We start from the raw sequence: 20,131 nt of genomic DNA, 5'->3' as shown, positions 1-20,131 counted from the left end.
CGTTGGTCCGACAGGATAACCTTTGCGTCAGACGTCCGGAGGCGAAAACGGGATCAAAGATGAATGACGGCCAGGTCCAGGCGGCCATAATCGCCTTCGGCTTGTTCGCCTTTGGGAGGGACATGGTGGGTTTTCATCACTTGGTCGCCTTGCAGGGTTTCCAGGTGGATGTCGAAGCCCCAAAGGCGATGCAGGTGCTTGAGCACTTCATCGGTGGAGTCCCCCAGTGGTTTGCGGTTGTGCGCCTGGTGCCGCAGTGTCAGCGAGCGGTCTCCGCGGCGGTCGATGCTGTAGATCTGTACATTGGGCTCGCGATTACCCAGGTTGTACTGCGCCGCCAGGGTTTCGCGGATGATGCGATAGCCGCTCTCATCGTGAATGGCAGGTACCACCAGGTCATCTTTCTGGTCGTCATCCAGGATGCTGAACAGTTTCAGGTCGCGAATCACCTTGGGCGAAAGGTACTGCAGGATGAAGCTTTCGTCCTTGAAGCTGCTCATGGCGAATTTAATGGCGGACAACCAGTCCGAACCGGCGATTTCCGGGAACCAGCGACGATCTTCCTCGGTGGGGTTTTCGCACATGCGCCGAATGTCGCGGTACATGGCGAAACCCAGTGCGTAAGGATTGATGCCGCTGTAGTACGGGCTGTCGAAGCCAGGTTGGAACACCACGCTGGTGTGTGACGTCAGGAACTCCATCATGAAGCCGTCGGTGACCAGGCCTTCGTCGTACAGGTTGTTCATCAGCGTGTAGTGCCAGAACGTGGCCCAGCCTTCGTTCATTACCTGGGTTTGGCGCTGTGGATAGAAGTACTGGGCGATCTTGCGCACGATGCGCACGATTTCCCGCTGCCACGGTTCCAGCAGCGGCGCATGTTTTTCAATGAAATAGAGAATGTTCTCCTGGGGCTCGGCAGGGAAGCGGGCATTGTCTTTTTCGTTGTACTTGTCCGCGCCCTTGGGAATGGTGCGCCAAAGATCGTTGATCTGCTTTTGCAGGTGTTCTTCGCGGTCCTTCTGGCGCCGGCGTTCTTCTTCGGCGGAAATCGGATACGGTCGTTTGTAGCGGTCCACGCCGTAGTTCATCAGGGCATGGCAGGAGTCCAGCAGGTCCTCCACCGCGTCGATACCGTGGCGCTCCTCGCATTGCATGATGTACTGCTTGGCGAACACCAGGTAATCGATGATCGAACTGGCATCGGTCCATGTGCGGAACAGGTAGTTGCCCTTGAAGAAGCTGTTGTGCCCGTAGCAGGCATGCGCCACCACCAGGGCCTGCATGCAGATGGTGTTTTCCTCCATCAGGTAGGCGATGCAGGGGTCGGAATTGATCACGATCTCATAGGCCAGCCCCATCTGGCCGCGGCTGTAGGATTTCTCGGTGCTGAGGAAGTGCTTGCCGTAGGACCAGTGGTGATAGCCCAGCGGCATGCCGACCGACGCGTAGGCGTCCATCATTTGCTCGGCGGTGATCACCTCGATCTGGTTCGGGTAGGTGTCGAGGGCATAACGGTCCGCGATACGGCTGATTTCGCGGTCGTAGGCCTTGATCAGCTCGAATGTCCATTCGGAGCCGGTGGAAATGGGCTGGCGTTTCTGCTCTTTTTTGGCGGTCATGTCACTAACCTGCGCTGGAAGAGTTCACGGAAGACCGGGTAGATATCCCCGGCCGAGACCAGTTGCTGTTGGGCGAATGTGTCGGAAAATGCTTCGGCAATCCGTTCGTATTCGTACCACAACGCCTGGTGTTCCCGTGGAGTAATTTCCACATAGGTGTAGTACTGGACGAACGGCATGATCTGGTTGATCAGGATGTCACGGCAGATCGGTGAATCGTCGTTCCAGTTGTCACCGTCCGACGCCTGGGCCGCATAGATGTTCCATTCGTTGGCGGGGTAGCGTTCGGCCATGATTTCCTGCATCAGCTTCAAGGCACTGGAGACAATGGTGCCGCCGGTTTCCCTGGAGTAGAAGAACTCCTCCTCGTCCACTTCCCGGGCGCTGGTGTGGTGGCGGATGAACACCACATCGATCTTGTCGTAGTTCCGTTTCAGGAACAGGTACAGCAGGATGAAGAAGCGCTTGGCGATGTCCTTGGTGGCCTGGGTCATGGAGCCGGAAACGTCCATCAGGCAAAACATCACCGCCTTGGAGCTGGGGTTTGGCTGTTTCACCAGCAGGTTGTACTTGAGGTCGAACGTATCGAGGAACGGAACGCGGTGGATGCGTGCGCTGAGTTTCTCGATTTCCGCTTCCAGGTCCTGAATGTCGCCGAAGTTGTCGGGTTCTTCGCGTTTCAGGCGAGCCAGTTCTTCCTTGGCTTCGCGCAATTTGGCCCGGCTGCTGCCCGATAGCGCGATGCGCCGGGCGTGGGCCGAACGAAGGGTGCGGATGATGTTGATGCGTGACGGGTTGCCTTCATTGCTGATACCGGCACGCACGGTCTTGAAGGTGTCGGTCCCGGTCAGGTTGCGCTTGACCAGGTTCGGCAGCTCCAGGTCCTCGAACATGAACTCCAGGAATTCCTCCTGGGTGATCTGGAAGACAAACTCATCCATGCCTTCGCCGGAGTTGCCGGCCTTGCCAGGGCCCTTGCCGCCACCGCCGCCCTGGGGCCGGGGGATGTGCTCGCCACTGGTGAATTCCTTGTTACCAGGGTGTACGACGGTCTGTTTTCCGCCGCGACCATGGTGAAGCACCGGCTCGTCGATGTCGCGGCCGGGGATGCTGATCTGTTCGCCGTGTTCCATATCGGTAATGGAACGCCGGCTGACCGCCTCTTCGACGGCCTTCTTGATGTGGTCACGGTAACGCCGCAGAAACCGCTGGCGGTTCACCGTGCTCTTGTTCTTGCCATTAAGGCGTCGGTCGATCACATAGCTCATAGGCCCCTCCAGGGGAGCTTCAAGTCGTAAGCCTCAAGCCGTAAGGGGCGTGGCGCCGAGCCCTGGGCTCGACGCCGCTCCCTTGCAGTTTGTAGCTAGAAGCTTGCCGCTGCTTACTGCGATTTCCGGACCCGCAGGTACCACTCGGAAAGCAGTCGTACCTGTTTGTCGGTGTAGCCACGTTCGACCATGCGTGTGACAAAATCGTTGTGTTTTTGCTGGTCCTCCTTGCTGGCCTTGGCGTTGAAGCTGATGACGGGCAGCAGGTCTTCGGTGTTGGAGAACATTTTCTTCTCGATGACCACCCGCAGCTTTTCATAGCTGAGCCAGGTTGGGTTCTTGCCGTTGTTGTTGGCCCGGGCGCGCAGTACGAAGTTGACGATTTCGTTGCGGAAATCCTTCGGATTGCTGATGCCCGCCGGTTTCTCGATTTTTTCCAGTTCCTCGTTGAGGGCCACGCGATTGAGTATTTCGCCGGTTTCCGGGTCGCGGTATTCCTGGTCCTGGATCCAGAAGTCTGCGTACAGCACGTAGCGGTCGAAGATGTTCTGGCCGTATTCGCTGTAGGACTCCAGGTACGCCGTCTGGATTTCCTTGCCGATGAACTCGATGTAGCGCGGGGCCAGGTATTCCTTGAGGAAGCGCAGGTAGCGCTCGCGGGTTTCGGCCTGGAACTGTTCCTGTTCGATCTGCTGTTCCAGCACATACAGCAGGTGAACCGGGTTGGCGGCAATTTCGTGGGGGTCGAAGTTGAAGACCTTGGACAGGATCTTGAACGCGAAGCGTGTGGACAGCCCGTTCATCCCTTCATCGACGCCGGCGTTGTCGCGGTATTCCTGGATCGACTTGGCCTTCGGATCGGTGTCCTTGAGGTTCTCACCGTCGTACACACGCATCTTCGAATAGATATTGGAGTTTTCCGGCTCCTTGAGACGCGACAGCACCGTGAACTGGGCCAGCATCTTCAGGGTGTCGGGGGCGCAATGAGCCTTGGACAGCGAGCTGTTGAACAGCAGCTTGTCGTAGATCTTCACCTCGTCGGTCACTCGCAGGCAGTACGGCACCTTGACGATATAGATCCGGTCGATGAAGGCTTCGTTGTTCTTGTTGTTGCGGAAGGTATGCCATTCCGACTCGTTGGAGTGCGCCAGCAGGATGCCGGTGAACGGAATAGCCCCCAGGCCCTCGGTGCTGTTGTAGTTGCCTTCCTGGGTGGCGGTCAGCAGCGGGTGCAGCACCTTGATAGGTGCCTTGAACATTTCGACGAACTCCATCAGGCCCTGGTTGGCCCGGCACAGCGCGCCCGAGTAACTGTAGGCGTCGGCGTCGTTCTGTGGGAATTCTTCCAGCTTGCGGATATCGACCTTGCCCACCAGGGCCGAGATGTCCTGGTTGTTTTCGTCCCCCGGCTCGGTCTTGGCTACCGCGATCTGGTTGAGGATCGAGGGGTAGAGCTTGACCACCCGGAACTGGCTGATATCACCGCCGAACTCGGCCAGGCGCTTGGTCGCCCATGGCGACATGATGGTATTGAGGTAGCGGCGTGGAATACCGAAGTCTTCCTCGAGGATCGCGCCGTCCTCCGTGGCATTGAACAGCCCCAGGGGCGATTCGAACACCGGCGAGCCCTTGATGGCATAGAAGGGCACTTTCTCAATCAGTTGCTTGAGTTTTTCGGCCAGGGACGATTTACCGCCACCCACGGGGCCGAGCAGATAAAGGATTTGTTTCTTCTCTTCCAGGCCTTGGGCGGCATGGCGGAAATAGGACACGATCTGTTCGATGCATTCTTCCATCCCGTGGAAGTCCGCAAAGGCCGGATAGCGGCGAATCACCTTGTTGGAGAAGATGCGCGAGAGCCTCGAGTTGGTCGAGGTATCCAGCAGCTCCGGTTCTCCGATGGCCAGCAACAGACGCTCCGCAGCTGACACATAGGCACTGCGGTCCTGCTTGCAGAGTTCGAGGTATTCCTGCAGCGAGTATTCCTCTTGCCGCGTGGACTCGAAACGTTGCTGGAAGTGGCTAAAAATGCTCATGACGTCACCTCGCTCGATACGTGGAGCCGGTGTCGGATCAATCAGTCGATGCTGGACAGCCGCTGGGAACCCAGTTGCCGTTTACCCCCCAGAATGCTTTCAAGAATGCAGGCTCCTGAAAGCTGACTCCCGATGACCCGCGCGCCGGTGTACCGGCTCTCCCCTGTTTTGGATGGCCTGAGGCTAAGGATAGTTCGGAATCGCGGAGGTAAAGGTGGAATACGTAATTAGTTGTGGCAGACCGTTCGTCTGCCATCGCTCAAGCCCACGGTTCACGCGGGCTTGGCCGGGATAAAAAATTATTCGGCGGCGCCTTGCGCTGTTTCTGCAGGATACGTCACGCGCCACAACTCAAAACCACCGTCCAGGCTGTAGACATCGGTGAAGCCCTGGCTGATCAGATAGGCGGCTGCGCTCTGGCTGGAGTTGCCGTGATAGCAGACCACGACGGTCGGCGCATCGAGGTCGGCGGCACGGATGAAGTCGGCGATGGAATGGTTATCCAGGTGCTTGGCGCCACTGATGTGCAGAGCCGCAAACGTGGCTGGGTCGCGAACGTCGACGACGACCGCGCCTTGCTCGCGCAGGGCATGGGCTTGTTCGGGTGGGATGCGTTTGAATTCGGTCATGAGGGACTCCTGTAGCTTGAGCGCAACGCCGGTCAAACGGCGGTGCCGGCCGGCAATGGTGCAGCGGTCGGGTGATGGATTCTGGCGTGGCCCTGTTCGTCGCAATCGCAACGCAGACGCTCGCCCGTGTCGACGTTCATCAGCGTCATGGCGCTGCCCCACACGCAGCCGGTATCGAGGGCGAAGACGCCGGGTTCGTCGCATTGACCTCCCAGTGCCGCCCAGTGCCCGAAAATGATTTTCAGGTGACGGGTCTTGCGCTCGCTGTGCTTGAACCAGGGGGCATAGCCGGGGGGGGCGGTCTCGATGCCTTCCTTGCCCTTGAGGTCGAGCTTGCCGTCGCGGGTGCAGAAACGCATGCGTGTGAAATAATTGGTGATGACGCGAAGGCGAGCGCTGCCGGTGAGGTCGTTGTCCCACTTGACCGGCTCGTTGCCGTACATGCCATCCAGGTAGGGCGCGAACAGATTGTCGTCGCGCAGGGCCTGTTCCACCTCGCCGGCGCACTTGAGCGCTTTGCGCAGGGACCACTGGGGCGGGATGCCGGCATGGACCAGCGCCAGGTTGCGTGCCTCGTCGTAGTGTATGAGCTTTTGCTGGCGCAGCCACTCCAGCAGTTCAACGCAATCGGGGGCGTCGAGGATTTCCCTCAAGGTGTCGGATTTTTTCAGGCGCTCGATGTTCTGCCAGGCGGCCAACAGGTGCAGGTCGTGGTTGCCGAGCACGCACACCAGCGACTGGCGGATGCCGTAGAGAAAACGCAATGTCTCAAGGGATTGCGGGCCACGGTTGACCAGGTCACCCACCAGCCACAGCGTGTCTTCCCGGGGATCGAAGGCGACGCGTTCCAATAGGCATTTGAGCGGATCGAGGCAGCCTTGCAGATCGCCGACCGCATACGTGGCCATTAGTGCAGCGCTCCGGGCACGGCCAGGCGAAAGGGCTTGATGACAGCGTCGAAGCGCGTGCCGTCCTCGGCCAGCATCTGGTAGGTACCCTGCATGGTGCCGACCTTGGTGGTCATCACGGTCCCGCTGCTGTAGCTGTGGCTTTTACCGGCGTCGATCAACGGCTGCTGGCCGACAACGCCTTCACCACGCACTTCTTCGACATGGCCGTCGCCATCGGTGATGACCCAGTGCCGCGACAGCAGCCTGGCCGGCAAGGAGCCGTTGTTGCGCACGGTAATGCTGTAGGCGAAGGCGAAGCGGTCATGCTCGGGTTGCGACTGTTCTGCCAGAAAACGGGTGGTGACGCTGACGTCGACCTGGTAACGAGGATCAGACATGCAAATAAGGCCTTAAAAACGAAGCGGGACGCGGGCGCGACTCAGGAGATCAGTCTAGGCCAAGTATCGGGTAGTAGACCAGACTGGCGTACTGCCCGATAGCGCTTGTCACCCGTTCAGTTGGCGTCGGCTTGCGGGGCGACCTGTTCGCTGAGCTTGTCGGCCAGGCGTACGAAAGCCGCCAGGTCCAGTTGCTCGGGGCGCAGGCTGCCGTCGACGCCGGCGGCTTCGATTTCAGCGCTGCTGAGCAACAGTTTCAAGGTGTTGCGCAAGGTTTTGCGGCGTTGGTTGAACGCTTCGCGCACCACCCGCTCCAGCAGGCGATGATCCTTGGCCGGGTGCGGCAGGACGGCATGAGGTACCAGGCGGACGATGGCCGAATCGACTTTCGGCGGCGGGTTGAATGCACCCGGACCGACGTTGAACAGGTGTTCGACCCGGCAATGGTACTGGACCATGATCGACAGGCGACCCCAATCGCCACCGCCAGGGCCGGCGGCGAGGCGCTCGACCACTTCCTTCTGCAGCATGAAGTGCATGTCGCGGATCAGGCTGGCGTTGCTCAGCAGATGGAAGATCAGCGGTGTGGAGATGTTGTACGGCAGGTTTCCCACCACCCGCAGGCTGTTCGGCGCGGCATTCAGGCTATTGAAGTCGAACTTCAGCGCGTCGCCCTGGTGCAGGTTGAAATTGCTCTTGCCGGCGAACTGCTGGTTAAGGATCGGGACCAGGTCCTTGTCCAGTTCCACCACGTCCAGTTGCGCGCCGCTGTCGAGCAGGCCCTCGGTCAGGGCGCCCTGGCCCGGCCCGATTTCCAGCAGGCGGTCATCGGGCTTGGCCCGGATAGAGCGCAGGATACGATCGATCACGCCAGCGTCATGCAGGAAGTTCTGGCCGAAGCGCTTGCGCGCGCGGTGTTGGTATTGCTCGGTCATAAATGGGTCTCGGCCATCTGGTAGGCGGTTTCCAGGGCGACTTGCAGGCTGCCGGTATCGATCTTGCCGCTGCCGGCCAGGTCCAGGGCGGTGCCATGGTCCACGGAGGTACGGATGATCGGCAGGCCCAACGTCACGTTGACTGCCGCGCCGAAGCCTTTGTACTTCAGCACGGGCAGGCCCTGGTCGTGGTACATCGCCAGCACCGCATCGCAGTGCTCCAGATATTTGGGGGTAAACAGAGTGTCGGCAGGCAGCGGGCCACGCAGGTCCATGCCCTCGCTGCGCAAGCGCTCCAAAGTGGGTTCGATGATGTCGATTTCTTCACGGCCCAGATGCCCGCCTTCGCCGGCATGGGGATTGAGCCCGCAGACCAGGATGCGTGGCCGGGCGATGCCGAATTTTTCCTGGAGATCGGCGTGCAGGATGCGCGTGACCCGCTCCAGGCGTTCCGGGGTGATGGCGTCGGCGATGTCCCGCAAGGGCAGGTGAGTGGTCACCAGCGCCACACGCAGGCCGCGGGTGGCGAGCATCATCACCACTTGCGTGGTATGGGTCAGGTCCGCCAGGAATTCGGTATGTCCGGAAAAGGCAATCCCGGATTCATTGATCACGCCCTTGTGCACCGGTGCGGTGATCATGCCGGCGAACGCCCCGTCCAGGCAGCCTTGGCCGGCGCGGGTCAGGGTTTGCAGGACGAACGCGGCGTTGGCCTTGTCCAGCTGCCCGGTGACGACCGGGGCGCCCAAGGGCGTATCCCAGACATACAGGCTGTTGGCGGGTGCCGGGGCATCCGGCCAGGCCTGCGGCGTCACCGGCAACAGGTCGACGGCCACCCCCAGTTGCGCGGCCCGTTCAAGGAGCAGGTCGCGACTGGTGATGGCAATCAGAGGATACGGCTGGGGGTGCGAGGCGAGCAGCAGGCACAGGTCGGGACCGATGCCGGCTGGTTCGCCGGGTGTCAGCGCGAAACGCTTGGGTTTCACTGCGCTGCCTGGTCTGCACCAGGAAGTTTGATTTCAACGTAGGCTTCGTCGCGAATCTGACGCAGCCAGGTTTGCAGCTCTTCGTCATATTTGCGATTGCGCAGTACGGTCATTGCCTGCTGTTCGCGCGCCTGGGTGGTGCTGTCGGTGGCGCGACGGCCAAGGACTTCCAGTACGTGCCAGCCATAGGGGCTCTTGAACGGCTTGGACAGTTGGCCTTGCGGGGTACTGGCCATGACCTGGCGGAACTCGGGAACCAGTGCATTCGGGTCAACCCAGTTCAGATCGCCGCCGTTGAGGGCCGACCCCGGGTCTTCGGAGAAACTCTTCGCCAGTTCGGCGAAGTCTTCGCCCGCTTCGATGCGGTCGTAGAGTTTTTCCGCCAGGCGCTTGGTCTCGGCTTCGCTGCGAATCTCGCTTGGCTTGATCAGGATGTGGCGAACATGCACTTCGTCACGGACCTGGGTTCCGCCACCGCGCTTTTCCAGCACTTTCAGGATAATGAAGCCGCCTGGGGTACGTGCTGGCTGGGTGATGTCGCCCACGGCCATGGCACTCAGTTCACGGTCGAACGGAGGCGGCAGTTGAGCGGGCTTGCGCCAGCCCATGTCGCCGCCTTCCAGGGCGTTGTCGCTGCCCGATTTGGCGATGGCCATCTGGCTGAAATCAGCGCCTTGCTTGAGCTGCTGGTAGACATCCATTGCCTGGCGATAAGCGCTCTGGATGGCTTCGGAGTTGGCGCTTTCCGGGGTAGGAATCAGGATGTTCGCCAGGTGCAGCTCTTCGGAAAGCTGCATCTTGCCCAGGTCGGAGGCGAGGAAATTCTTCACTTCCTGCTCCGATACCTGGATACGTTCGGCGACACGGCGCTGGCGCACACGGCTGATGACCATTTCGCGACGGATCTGATCGCGGGCGTCCTCGTAGGAGAGGCCGTCGCGAGCCAGGGCGGCGCGGAACTGGTCGATGCTCATGTTGTTGCGCTGGGCAATGGTGCCGACGGCCTGGTTCAGCTCTTCATCGGTGATGCGAATGCCGGAACGCTCGCCGATCTGCAGTTGCAGGTTTTCGACGATCAGGCGTTCGAGCACTTGCTGGTCCAGTACGCCTGGTGGCGGCAGGCCTCCACCGCGCTTGGCGATGGTTTGCTGAACTTCGTGGACGCGCTGGTCCAGCTGGCTCTGCATGACCACGTCGTTGTCGACGATGGCCACGACCTTGTCGATGGACTGTACCGCGGCGTTGGCCGCGGTACCCAGGAACAGCGCGCCCAGCATCAGCGGGCGCAGACAATCAGAAAGCTTGTTCTTCACGTTCACGATAACCTTGGATGCCTTTGTCGAGGAAACTCTCTACCTTGGCGCCGGTGAGGCCGCCGAGTCCCTTCAGAACAATTTGTAGGAAGACGCCGTGGTCGCCTTTTTCGTTTTCCGGGGCGGCTTGACTGAACTCTTCATAGTCGACCCAGTAACGGTTGATCAGGCGCAGTTTCCAGCAGCAGTTGTCGTATTCGAAACCACCGAAGGCTTCCAGGGTACGGTTGCGGTTGTAGTCATACTGCCAGCGGCTGATGGCGTTCCACTGCGGCACGATCGGCCAGATGACCGAGAAGTCGTGCTGCTTGATCTTGTAGTAGTCCTTCACGTAGCCAGGGGTGCCCGGAGTGCCGTAGTCGCCGCCGCCCACTTGCCACGTACCCGTGTTCTGGTCGTAACGGACCAGGTCGTTGCGATAGCGATAACCGGCGTTGATGACCTTGTTCGGGTTGTCTTCCGGCTGGTAGTGGAACATCGCACTGCCCGAGCGCGGGCTGTGGGTGTCCGGGTCCCAGTTGTAGTCGGCCGTGGTACGCCAGTCGCGGTTCCAGCGGTATTCGTATTCCAGGGCGTAAGGAGAGACGCTGGAGTGCGCATCTTCACGCGTCTTGTAGTCGATACCCGGCAGTTGGACTTCGCGGTCCTTGAAGTAGAAGGCCTGGCCGACGCTGATGCGCTGGCGTTCGAAGCCGTCTTCCTGAATCCAGCGGTTGGTCACGCCCAGGGACAACTTGTTTTCGTCGCCGACACGGTCGGAGCCGCTGAAGCGGTTATCCCGGAACAGCGAGGAATAGTTGAAGGTGCTTTCGCTGGTATCGAAGACAGGAATGTCGCTCTGGTCTTTCTCCGGTACGTAGAGGTAGTACAGGCGTGGCTCCAGCGTCTGGCGATAATTCTTGCCGAACCACTGGGTATCGCGGTCGAAGTACAGGCCGCTGTCGATGCTTGCGATTGGTACGCCACGGCTCTGGTTGCGGCTATAGGTACCGTTCAGGCGGTCCTGTTCAGCCGTTTGTGCGGCGACATCGGCCTTGCCCCGATTATCCAGGTCGAGATCATACTGAGTGTACTGATACTTGAGCGACGGCTTGATAAAACCATAGCTCGTACTCATTGGCAGGCTCATGACAGGGGCCAGATTCATCCGGTCGCCGGTGGCACGGGCCAGGCCGCGGACGTTGGTGTCTAGGAACGGGGTTCCGATAGTCCCATCAGCATTTGTAGGCCCGCCGTTTTCATCCTTGTAACGACCGGTTCTCAAATCACGATCGAACCGCACGAACTCAGTGTTATAGGCGAAATCCAAGCCACCCGGATGCTGCGGCAACGCACCGTTGAAGGTGATCTGTGGCAAGCGGTCATAAGGCGTGATGTTCGAGATCGTGGCCATCTGATAGGCCTGGACGTTCAAGCGCGCCGTATACGTGTCGCCGCGATAGCTGACCGCACCCTGCTGGTTCACATAGTCCCTGGACTCGACACCGATCTGGTCGCTCTGCAAGTCCTGGAAGTAGTAAGGGTCGCTGATCTTGGTGTAGTCGACTTCCGTCGCTATGCGCGAATCCAGGCCGCCCTTGTGCTGCCAGTTGTACATGTAGCGGGTCTTGCTGTAGTCGGTCTGCTTGGCGCGTTCGTCTTCTTCGTCGTTGAGGTACGCGGCACCGAACTGACCTTCGCTGGACTTGGTCAGGTAGCGGAATTCGCCTTCCATCAACAGGCCACGCTTGCCCATGTAGCGCGGGTACAACGTGGCGTCGTAGTTCGGCGCCAGGTTGAAGTAGTACGGAGTGACCAGCAGGAACCCGGTATCGCTGCCACTGCCGATGGTCGGCGGCAGGAAGCCGGACTGGCGACGGTCGTCGATCGGGAAGTAGATGTACGGCGTGTACAGGACCGGGAAGTCCTTGACCCGCAGCGTCACGTTGGTCGCGGTGCCGAAGCCGGTGGCCGGGTTCAGGGTGATGTTGTTGCCCTTGAGCGTCCAGGCGTTGCTGCCCGGTTCGCACGTGGTGTACGTGCCATCCTTGAGGCGGATGATCGCGTTCTCGGCACGCTTGGCGTACAGCGCGTTACCGCGGATGCGCGACTTGTGCATCACGTATTCGGCGTTGTCGACCTTGGCTTCGCCAGTGTCCAGCTGTACATCGGCGTGGTCGCCGACGATCAGCGCACCGTTGTCGCGAACCCGCACGTTGCCGCTCAGCTCGCCACGGTTCTCGGCCTGGTACAGGCTGGCCTCGTCGGCCTCGACCTGCATGCTGCCCTGGCGCATGACCACGTCGCCGGCCAGGGTCGCCACTTGCTGTTCCTGCTCATAGCGGGAAGCCTTGGCGCCGAGGAACGTCGGGGCATCGCTCTTGGCCGTCTTGTCGTTCATGCCGGGACGAGAAGGCTCGATATAGGCGCCGGCGCAGTAAGGACCGGTTTCAGCCAGTTGCGCCGGGGTGAGGTTCTCTCGTGGAACCCAATCCAGGTGGCTGTAGTCTGCACTGCGCGACTTCAGGCCGCGGCCCTTGGCTTCGGTAACGAGCATCGGCTTTTCGCCGGCTTCCTCGCCCGAACTGCTGTCGGCTGGCGCCGCGCCGCTGTCGGAAACCGCACTGCCTTCATGCACGGGCCGCGGCGGCAACGCGGCGGCCGGTGTCTTGGGTGCACAGTCCCAGGCACCCGAAGCGGAGACGGAGCAGTCATACTGCTGCGCCGCGACGACGAATGAAGAGGCCAGGGGTTGCAGGGCCAGCAGACTGCCGGTGACCAGCAACGGAAATTTTTTACGAAACGCGGGGGATTTCAATGCCATCTTATTAGTCCGGGCTTCCTGCGTGCCATCTGCCCGCGGTGTGGGCCGCACGCCTCTCGATGGTCTGAAAAAGATGCTGGATAATAAAGCATGACCCGCTTGACGGCTAGCGCCGTCGGAGACCCTTGCAATGCCCGACCAAGATGTACGCTTGCAACACCTGAAAGTTTGGCTCGATGAACAACTGCCGATCCTTTTCACTCAACAGGGCTGGGGCACCGTACCCCCGGCCACGTTGACCGCCGCCAGCAGTGACGCGAGTTTCCGGCGGTATTTCCGCTGGGAAGGCGAGGGCCGCAGTTTGATCGTGATGGACGCGCCACCGCCCCAGGAAAACTGCAAACCCTTCGTGGATATTGCTTTTTTACTGGCGAAATCCGGCATCAACGTGCCGAAAATTTATGCCGAAGACCTTGAGCGCGGCTTTCTTTTGCTCAATGACCTGGGCAAAAAGACCTACCTGGACGTGATCGACGGCGAAAATGCCGACGATTTATTCGGTGATGCCTTGCAAGCCTTGTTGGCTTTCCAGCAACTGCCGATGGTCGCGCCGTTGCCGAGCTACGATGTCGCGTTGCTGCGTCGGGAGCTGGAATTGTTTCCCGAGTGGTACGTCAAGCGCGAGCTGGGCATCGAATTCGATCCGGCCCAGCAGCAACTCTGGCAACAGGCCAGCGAACTGTTGATCGACAGCGCCCTGGCCCAGCCCAAAGTGCTGGTGCACCGCGACTACATGCCGCGCAATCTGATGCTCAGCGTACCGAACCCCGGTGTGCTGGACTTTCAGGATGCGGTCTATGGCCCGGTGACCTACGACGTGACCTGCCTGTTCAAGGATGCCTTCCTCAGTTGGCCCGAGGCGCGTGTGCGCGGTTGGCTGGAGCGTTACTGGCAGCAGGCTGGCGTCCTTGGCATTCCCGTACAGCCGGACTTCGAGGATTTCCTGCGGGCCAGCGACTTGATGGGCGTGCAGCGTCACCTCAAGGTCATCGGGATCTTCGCGCGCATCTGCCACCGTGATGGCAAACCACGTTACCTCGGCGATGTGCCGCGTTTCTTTGCCTATATAGAAGCGGTCATTGCCCGGCGTCCTGAACTGGCACCGCTCGATGAGCTGCTTGGCAGCCTGCGGCGGTCGGCCGGAGCAACGGCATGAAGGCGATGATCCTGGCGGCGGGCAAGGGTGAGCGCATGCGCCCCCTGACCCTCACCACGCCAAAGCCGCTGATTCGCGTGGGGGGCGTTCCCTTGATCGAATACCACTTGCGGGCGCTCGCCAAGGCCGGGTTCAGCGAGATCGTGATCAATCACGCCTGGCTCGGCCAGCAGATCGAGGATCACCTGGGGGACGGTTCGGGTTTTGGCGTGAGCATCCGGTTTTCACCCGAAGGCGAGCCGCTGGAGACCGGGGGAGGGATTTTCCGGGCCTTGCCGTTGCTGGGCGATGACGCGTTTGTGGTGGTCAATGGCGATATCTGGACCGACTACGATTTCAGCGCGTTGCGCAGGCCGCTCAAAGGGCTGGCGCACCTGGTACTTGTCGATAATCCAGAGCATCACCCGGACGGCGATTTCATCCTGGCCGACGGAAAGGTTCACGATGGGCGAACGCCTGCCGACAACCTGACCTATAGCGGCATCGCCGTCCTGCACCCGCGGTTGTTCGACGGTTGCACAGACGGTGCCTTCAAGCTCGCACCGCTGTTGCGCACGGCCATGGCCGAGGGGGGCGTGAGTGGCGAGCACCTGAAAGGGCATTGGGTCGATGTCGGCACCCATGAGCGTTTGGCGCAGGTCGAAACCTTGATAGAAGCGAGCGGTTGATATGTGGTGGCCAGGGACTCTGATTGGAGCCGGGGCGGGCTTTGCCATCGCCAGCATTCCGGGGGCCATGCTTGGCGCGTTGTTGGGGCAGGCGCTGGACCGGCGCCTGAACCTGCAGGGCTGGGCGCAAGTACGCGAGCGCCTGGGCGGCCGCCCGGCGTTGCGCAACGATGAATTGTTGTTCGTATTGCTCGGGCGCCTGGCCAAATGCGATGGGCGCGTGGTCGACGGCCACATCCAGCAGGCTCGCCAGGAGATGCGGGCGTTGGACTTGAGTGAATCGGCACAGCGCCGGGCGATCGCGGCGTTCAACCGGGGCAAGTCCGGAAACGATCGGTTGCGCGGTTACATGCGTCGCCTGGCCGTCCAGCCCCATGCGGCTGAAGGGGTATTGCGCGCCTGTTGGCGGATGGTCTGGGCCGATGGGCGTGCCGGGCTCGCCGAGCGGGAGCTGGTGGCCCAATGGGGTCGCTGGTTGGGCTGGACGCCGCAACAGGTCCAGGCGCTGGCGGCTGATTACGAACCGCAGAAACTGTCGCGGCCCAACGCCGGCGTGACCTATCAGGAGGCCTTGCGCTTGCTGGGGGTTTCGGCCACCAGCGAACCGTCGCAGATCAAGCGTGCCTACCGGCGACTGCTCAGCCGTCATCACCCGGACAAGATTGCCGGCAGCGGGGCGACGCCCTTGCAGGTGCGTGAAGCCACCGACAAAACCCGAGAGCTGCATAACGCCTATCGGTTGATTCGCGAGCGACGGGATTTTCGCTAGCTTCCGGGGGAGAAGGGGCCAGCAGTCAGCCTCACTCCCCCGGCTTCTGCGGATTCAACCAACCCCGGACCCGACGGAACAACTGCTCCTGCTCCGCCGACGGGTTCGGCAGGGCCTTGAGGGATACCTGGCTGAAGGTCGAACCTTTCAAGCGTTTGCTCGCCTGCAGGCGCTCCAGCGCCGCGTTGCGATCCAGCGGTTTGTCCATGTAGAAAATATCGGCGGTCGCCAGTTTCAAGGTCGGGGTCAGTTCGGCCAGGCCGGGCTTGGCAGTGACCGGCGTCTGCGCAGCCACCATCACGAAGCGCTCGACTTGCGAGGGTTGCTTTTCACTCAAGTAACGCGCGGCCCAGTAGGCGCCGGTGCCATGGCCCAGTAGCACGATACGGCGTGCGCTTTGCTGTTCGGCGTAGGCCAGCGCCGCATCGATGCGGGCGAAGATGCGCTCGGCGTCGGCCTTGGCATGTTCTTCATCGGTTTGCGCAACGACCGGATCCACCGCATCGGCTTCGCCGCCGGCGACCTGTTCGATCGGCGCCGAAGTGGTCGCGTCCGGTGCCGCGGCAGCGGTGTCGGCCGGCTTGGTCTCGGGCGCGGTTTCCTCCACGCGAGGAGCAATGACATCGCTTTGCAGGTCCGGCAGGGTGATACTCAGGCTGCTCCATTCAACATCGGGCAACTTTTTGCGTAATGGGCCGACGACTTGAGGCCAGTCAGCGGTTTCGCCGGCACCGGGGATGATGATGACCGCGCCTCTGGGGTCACTGGTATTGGCCGGTTTCCACAGTGCCAGGAAAGTATCGCTGCCGGTCTGCAACTGCTGCTGTTCCTGGGGCGGGACTTTTCGTCCAAGTGCGGCCGCTTCTTCCTGGCTACGCTCGAGCAGAGGCTGGCGCTCGACAGGTTTTTCCCCGGCGGGTTGCTCGGCGGCGGGGGCCGTTTCGCTGGCCTGGACAGAAAAGGCACTTGGCAGGATCAGCGATAGGCACAATGCTGGCAACGCCAGGCGATAAACAGAGGGCATCGGATATTCCATGACCAGAAGTATTTCCGGCAGCCTAATGGGTTGGTCAGTATTTGTCAGTGCATGAGACTTCAATGATGCGTTTTTGCTGCCTGTGGGTTATCGGCTGTTTATGGCTTCCCTTGATGGCGTGGGCCGCGCCCGCGCCGTCGGCGCCAGGGGTGCAATTGAATGCAGAACAGCGCCAATGGCTGGTGCAACATCCGCAGTGGCGGGTCGGCCTGGTCTTGCAGGCGCCCTATGCGCAATACGACCGGCGCTTGCAGCGTTTGTCCGGCACCAATGTCGAGTTGATGCAATGGCTGGGCAAGGCGTTGAACGTCGAGCTGACCTGGCGCAACTTCCAGGACGTGGCGCAACTGGAAGCCGCGGTGCGTGCCGGCGAGGTGGACATCGCTCCGGGCCTGACCCAATCCCCGGGCGGGCTCAAGCTCTGGCAGTTTTCCGATCCCTACATGCGCGTGCCGCAATTGATCGTCGGCGCGCAAAAAGGCGCCGAGGGGGTGGAGTTGGAAAAGCTCGACGCCCAGGCCCGCGTCGCGGTGCGCATGCCCAGTGCCACGGCCGATTACCTGCGCAGCAACTACCCGACGCTGAACCTGCAAGGCGTGCCGATGGAGCGCGAGGCCCTGCAATTGCTGCTGACCCAGCAGGCCCGGTACGCGGTAGTCGACGAGGCGCAACTGGGTCGGTTGATGGTCGAGCCCGAATTCTCCGAGCTGGCGGTGGTAGGCGACATTGGCCTGCCGCAGTTGCTACGGGTCGCCACACGCCGGGACTGGCCGGAGCTGGCAGAAATCATCGACAGAGGTTTGCAGGCAATCCCGGCCAAGGAGCTGGAGCAACTGCACAGCCGTTGGCTCAAGCCAAAATACCCGCGCCTGACCGAGACCCCGGGTTTCTGGCAGAACCTGACCCTGTTGATCCTGGCCCTGCTGCTCAGCAGTGTCGCCATCGTGTTCTGGCAGCGCCGCCAGCAACGCGCACTGGAGCGCCGCCTGCGTGCTGCCCGAGAGGACATCGCCCAGCGTGCGGCCAGCGAAGAAGCCTTGCGCCTGACCCAGTTCTCCATCGATCAAAGCACGGTCGGCATCCTGTGGGTCAATTGGGACAGCCACGTGCGGTATGCCAACCGAGCGGCTGAAACCATGCTCGGCTACGCCTCGGGCGCCATCATCGAGCGGCCCTTGATCGACTTCGAGCCGGGCTTGCACATGGACCGCTGGTTGAACCTGTGGAAGCGCGCCCGGGCCAGTGAAGAGGGGCCGCTGAGCTTCGAAACCGAGTGCGTGCGAGCCGATGGCAGCATCCTGCCGACCGACGTTTCCCTGAGCTTCCTGCGTTTTCGCGACGCCGAATACCTGGTGGTCTACCTCAATGATGTGACCGAGCGTCGCCGTGCGCTGGCGGCGTTGCGCGAAAGCGAGGCGCGGCTGCAAGGCATCGCCGCCAATGTGCCGGGCCTGGTCTTTCGCCTGGAGCGGGCGCCGGTGACCGGCCAGATCGACTTTGCCTACATCAGCGAAGGCAGCGAAAGCCTGGTGGGTTATTCCCCTGCAACCCTGGCCCGCAGCGACACCGGGCTGCGCAGTCTGGTGCATCCGCAGGACAAGGCCGATTATCACCGCACCCAGGACCAGGCGCTGGATACCGACAGTGACTGGTCATGGCAGGGCCGCATCCTGACCCGCGAAGGCCAGGAGCGTTGGGCCGAGATCAAGGCGATCACTCGGCGTCTCGAAGATGGCGCCTATGTCTGGGACGGTATCGTCTGGGACATCACCGACAGCAAGCGCATCGAACTGGAATTGGCCCGTTCCCGGGAGCAGTTGCGCGAGTTGTCGGCGCACCTGGAAAGCGTACGGGAAGAGGAAAAAGCGCGTATTGCCCGTGAAGTCCACGATGAGCTGGGCCAGATGCTGACGGTGTTGAAGCTTGAAACTTCCATGTGTGAATTGGCCTACGCGCAACTCGACCCGGGCCTGCATGAGCGGCTTAACAGCATGAAGCGCCTGATTGCTCAGTTGTTCCAGCTGGTGCGGGATGTGGCGACGGCGTTGCGCCCGCCAATCCTGGATGCCGGCATCGCCTCGGCCATCGAATGGCAGGCCCGGCGCTTCGAGGCGCGAACGCAGATTCCTTGCCTGGTGCAGGTACCGGACAACCTGCCGCCCCTGAGTGACGCCAAGGCCATCGGCCTGTTCCGGATTCTCCAGGAGGCGTTGACCAACGTGATGCGCCATGCCCAGGCGCATACTGTGGAGTTGACGCTGGTTCAGCAAGGCGCTGATTTATGTCTGACCGTCAGCGACGACGGTGTAGGATTTATTGCCGATACGAGCCGACCAACGTCCTTTGGCCTGGTCGGCATGCGTGAACGGGTGCTGATCATGGGTGGACAGTTGACCCTGGAAAGCGAGCCGGGGGAGGGCACCACCCTGTCGGTGCGGGTGCCGTTGAATGAGGCCTGATGGTTTGGGTTGCCTGGGCTGACGCTATCGCGAGCAAGCTCGCTCCCACATCGATCAAGGTGTACCTGTGGGAGCGAGCTTGCTCGCGATGAGATCCTGAATCTGGAGAGCAATGTGATCCGTGTACTGGTAGCCGAAGACCACACCATCGTCCGCGAAGGTATCAAGCAGTTGATCGGCCTGGCCAAGGATCTGCTGGTGGTGGGGGAGGCGAGCAATGGCGAGCAGTTGCTCGAGACCCTGCGCCACGTGCCCTGCGAAGTGGTGCTGCTGGATATTTCCATGCCGGGCGTCAACGGCCTGGAGGCGATCCCGCGGATCCGGGCGTTGAACAATCCGCCAGCCATCCTGGTGCTGTCGATGCATGACGAGGCGCAAATGGCCGCCCGTGCCCTGAAGGTCGGCGCCGCAGGCTACGCAACCAAGGACAGCGACCCGGCCCTGCTGCTCATGGCGATTCGCAAGGTCGCGGCCGGCGGGCGCTACATCGACCCGGACCTGGCCGACCGCATGGTCTTCGAAGTCGGCCTGACTGACACGCGACCGCTGCACTCGCTGCTGTCCGAGCGTGAATTCTCGGTTTTCGAACGCCTGGCCCAGGGCGCCAACGTCAATGACATCGCCCAGCAACTGGCCCTGAGCAGCAAGACCATCAGCACCCACAAGGCGCGGCTGATGCAGAAACTCAACATCACCTCATTGGCGGAGTTGGTGAAATATGCGATGGAGCACAAGTTGCTCTGAGCTACAGCACGCCCTCTGTGGGAGCGAGCTTGCTCGCGATGGCGGCGGCACATTCAATATTGATGTTGGCTGACACTCCGCTATCGCGAGCAAGCTCGCTTGTATGGTAGGACTTGAAGGGAGGAGGAGGGACAAGGCTCGATTCTGACTGTTAGCCGCAGTACAGACCGTGGGAGATTTCGCCCCTCCTCCTTTCACCCAAGCGCCGATAAAGAATGCATCTGGCCTAAACCGACGATAGGAACAAGCCTGCGTCTCTGGGAGAACCCTTCAAGTGTTCAAACCTTAGCCCGGAGAATTTTCAATGGCAATGCCGGTTTCTGTCACAAAGCCGATGGTGGGCGTGGATGTCGCCAAGAACGAACTGGTGATCTATCACGCCGAACTTGATGTACTGGAAGCGATTCCCAACAACAAAGCGG

General features: G+C 61.1%; 16 protein-coding genes and 1 pseudogene. 6 read left to right on the top strand and 11 right to left on the bottom strand.

Annotated features, from left to right (window positions below; genetic code table 11):
* Positions 1-53: 53 nt before the first annotated feature.
* The 10 genes from BLU85_RS19820 to BLU85_RS19775 all read right to left on the bottom strand — a co-directional run bounded on the left by BLU85_RS19820 (position 54) and on the right by BLU85_RS19775 (position 12,877).
* Positions 54-1,619 (bottom strand): SpoVR family protein, encoded by a 1,566-nt coding sequence (locus BLU85_RS19820; protein ID WP_092202675.1) that lies wholly within the window; start codon positions 1,617-1,619, stop codon positions 54-56.
* Entirely contained in the window at positions 1,616-2,887 is a 1,272-nt protein-coding gene (locus BLU85_RS19815) for a YeaH/YhbH family protein (protein ID WP_003206179.1), read from the bottom strand. The genes BLU85_RS19820 and BLU85_RS19815 overlap by 4 nt, the downstream gene beginning before the upstream one ends.
* A 113-nt stretch (positions 2,888-3,000) precedes the next feature.
* Positions 3,001-4,923: a PrkA family serine protein kinase gene (locus BLU85_RS19810; RefSeq protein ID WP_053125937.1), complete on the bottom strand. Its 1,923-nt coding sequence runs from the start codon at positions 4,921-4,923 to the stop codon at positions 3,001-3,003.
* Positions 4,924-5,222: 299 nt separating this feature from the next.
* Positions 5,223-5,552 carry a thiosulfate sulfurtransferase GlpE gene (glpE, locus tag BLU85_RS19805; RefSeq protein ID WP_092202673.1) on the bottom strand — a complete coding sequence of 110 codons (330 nt, stop codon included), beginning with the start codon at positions 5,550-5,552 and terminating at the stop codon, positions 5,223-5,225.
* A 32-nt stretch (positions 5,553-5,584) separates the two neighbouring features.
* Entirely contained in the window at positions 5,585-6,460 is an 876-nt protein-coding gene (locus BLU85_RS19800; protein WP_092202671.1) for a symmetrical bis(5'-nucleosyl)-tetraphosphatase, read from the bottom strand.
* On the bottom strand, positions 6,460-6,840 hold the full coding sequence (gene apaG / locus BLU85_RS19795; RefSeq protein WP_053125932.1) for a Co2+/Mg2+ efflux protein ApaG: 381 nt from the start codon (positions 6,838-6,840) through the stop codon (positions 6,460-6,462). The genes BLU85_RS19800 and apaG overlap by 1 nt, the downstream gene beginning before the upstream one ends.
* 116 nt (positions 6,841-6,956) lie before the next feature.
* Complete coding sequence (gene rsmA, locus BLU85_RS19790) at positions 6,957-7,775, bottom strand: 16S rRNA (adenine(1518)-N(6)/adenine(1519)-N(6))-dimethyltransferase RsmA (RefSeq protein WP_092202669.1); 819 nt, start codon at positions 7,773-7,775, stop codon at positions 6,957-6,959.
* On the bottom strand, positions 7,772-8,761 hold the full coding sequence (gene pdxA, locus BLU85_RS19785; RefSeq protein WP_092202667.1) for a 4-hydroxythreonine-4-phosphate dehydrogenase PdxA: 990 nt from the start codon (positions 8,759-8,761) through the stop codon (positions 7,772-7,774). The genes rsmA and pdxA overlap by 4 nt, the downstream gene beginning before the upstream one ends.
* Entirely contained in the window at positions 8,758-10,074 is a 1,317-nt protein-coding gene (gene surA, locus BLU85_RS19780; RefSeq protein WP_139197104.1) for a peptidylprolyl isomerase SurA, read from the bottom strand. Before surA ends, pdxA begins: the two co-directional genes overlap by 4 nt.
* Positions 10,055-12,877, bottom strand: coding sequence for an LPS-assembly protein LptD (locus tag BLU85_RS19775; protein WP_092202663.1), 2,823 nt, complete (start codon positions 12,875-12,877; stop codon positions 10,055-10,057). The genes surA and BLU85_RS19775 overlap by 20 nt, the downstream gene beginning before the upstream one ends.
* A gap of 130 nt (positions 12,878-13,007) precedes the next feature.
* Between BLU85_RS19775 and BLU85_RS19770 the strand changes: the two genes are divergently transcribed.
* From BLU85_RS19770 to BLU85_RS19760, 3 genes are read left to right on the top strand one after another with little or no spacing between them, the layout of a single operon-like run.
* Positions 13,008-14,033 carry an aminoglycoside phosphotransferase family protein gene (locus BLU85_RS19770; RefSeq protein ID WP_092202661.1) on the top strand — a complete coding sequence of 342 codons (1,026 nt, stop codon included), beginning with the start codon at positions 13,008-13,010 and terminating at the stop codon, positions 14,031-14,033.
* Positions 14,030-14,701 carry an N-acetylmuramate alpha-1-phosphate uridylyltransferase MurU gene (gene murU / locus BLU85_RS19765; RefSeq protein WP_092202659.1) on the top strand — a complete coding sequence of 224 codons (672 nt, stop codon included), beginning with the start codon at positions 14,030-14,032 and terminating at the stop codon, positions 14,699-14,701. The genes BLU85_RS19770 and murU overlap by 4 nt, the downstream gene beginning before the upstream one ends.
* Position 14,702: 1 nt before the next feature.
* On the top strand, positions 14,703-15,470 hold the full coding sequence (locus BLU85_RS19760; protein ID WP_092202657.1) for a TerB family tellurite resistance protein: 768 nt from the start codon (positions 14,703-14,705) through the stop codon (positions 15,468-15,470).
* 31 nt (positions 15,471-15,501) lie between these two features.
* On the opposite strand, the gene BLU85_RS19755 is transcribed toward BLU85_RS19760, so the two are convergent.
* Positions 15,502-16,494, bottom strand: coding sequence for an alpha/beta hydrolase family protein (locus BLU85_RS19755; protein ID WP_092202655.1), 993 nt, complete (start codon positions 16,492-16,494; stop codon positions 15,502-15,504).
* 74 nt (positions 16,495-16,568) lie between these two features.
* Between BLU85_RS19755 and BLU85_RS19750 the strand changes: the two genes are divergently transcribed.
* From BLU85_RS19750 to BLU85_RS31450, 3 genes and pseudogenes are all read left to right on the top strand, one after another.
* Positions 16,569-18,965 carry a PAS domain-containing sensor histidine kinase gene (locus BLU85_RS19750; protein WP_092202653.1) on the top strand — a complete coding sequence of 799 codons (2,397 nt, stop codon included), beginning with the start codon at positions 16,569-16,571 and terminating at the stop codon, positions 18,963-18,965.
* Positions 18,966-19,079: 114 nt separating this feature from the next.
* Positions 19,080-19,709, top strand: a complete 630-nt coding sequence (locus BLU85_RS19745) for a response regulator (protein ID WP_003177702.1) — start codon at positions 19,080-19,082, stop codon at positions 19,707-19,709.
* 304 nt (positions 19,710-20,013) lie between these two features.
* Positions 20,014-20,131: pseudogene (locus BLU85_RS31450) on the top strand (IS110 family transposase); the annotation flags it as partial.

Source organism: Pseudomonas sp. NFACC14, from assembly GCF_900106885.1.
Classification (GTDB): Bacteria; Pseudomonadota; Gammaproteobacteria; order Pseudomonadales; family Pseudomonadaceae; genus Aquipseudomonas; species Aquipseudomonas fluorescens_AA.
This window is presented reverse-complemented; position numbering and strand designations above follow the sequence as displayed.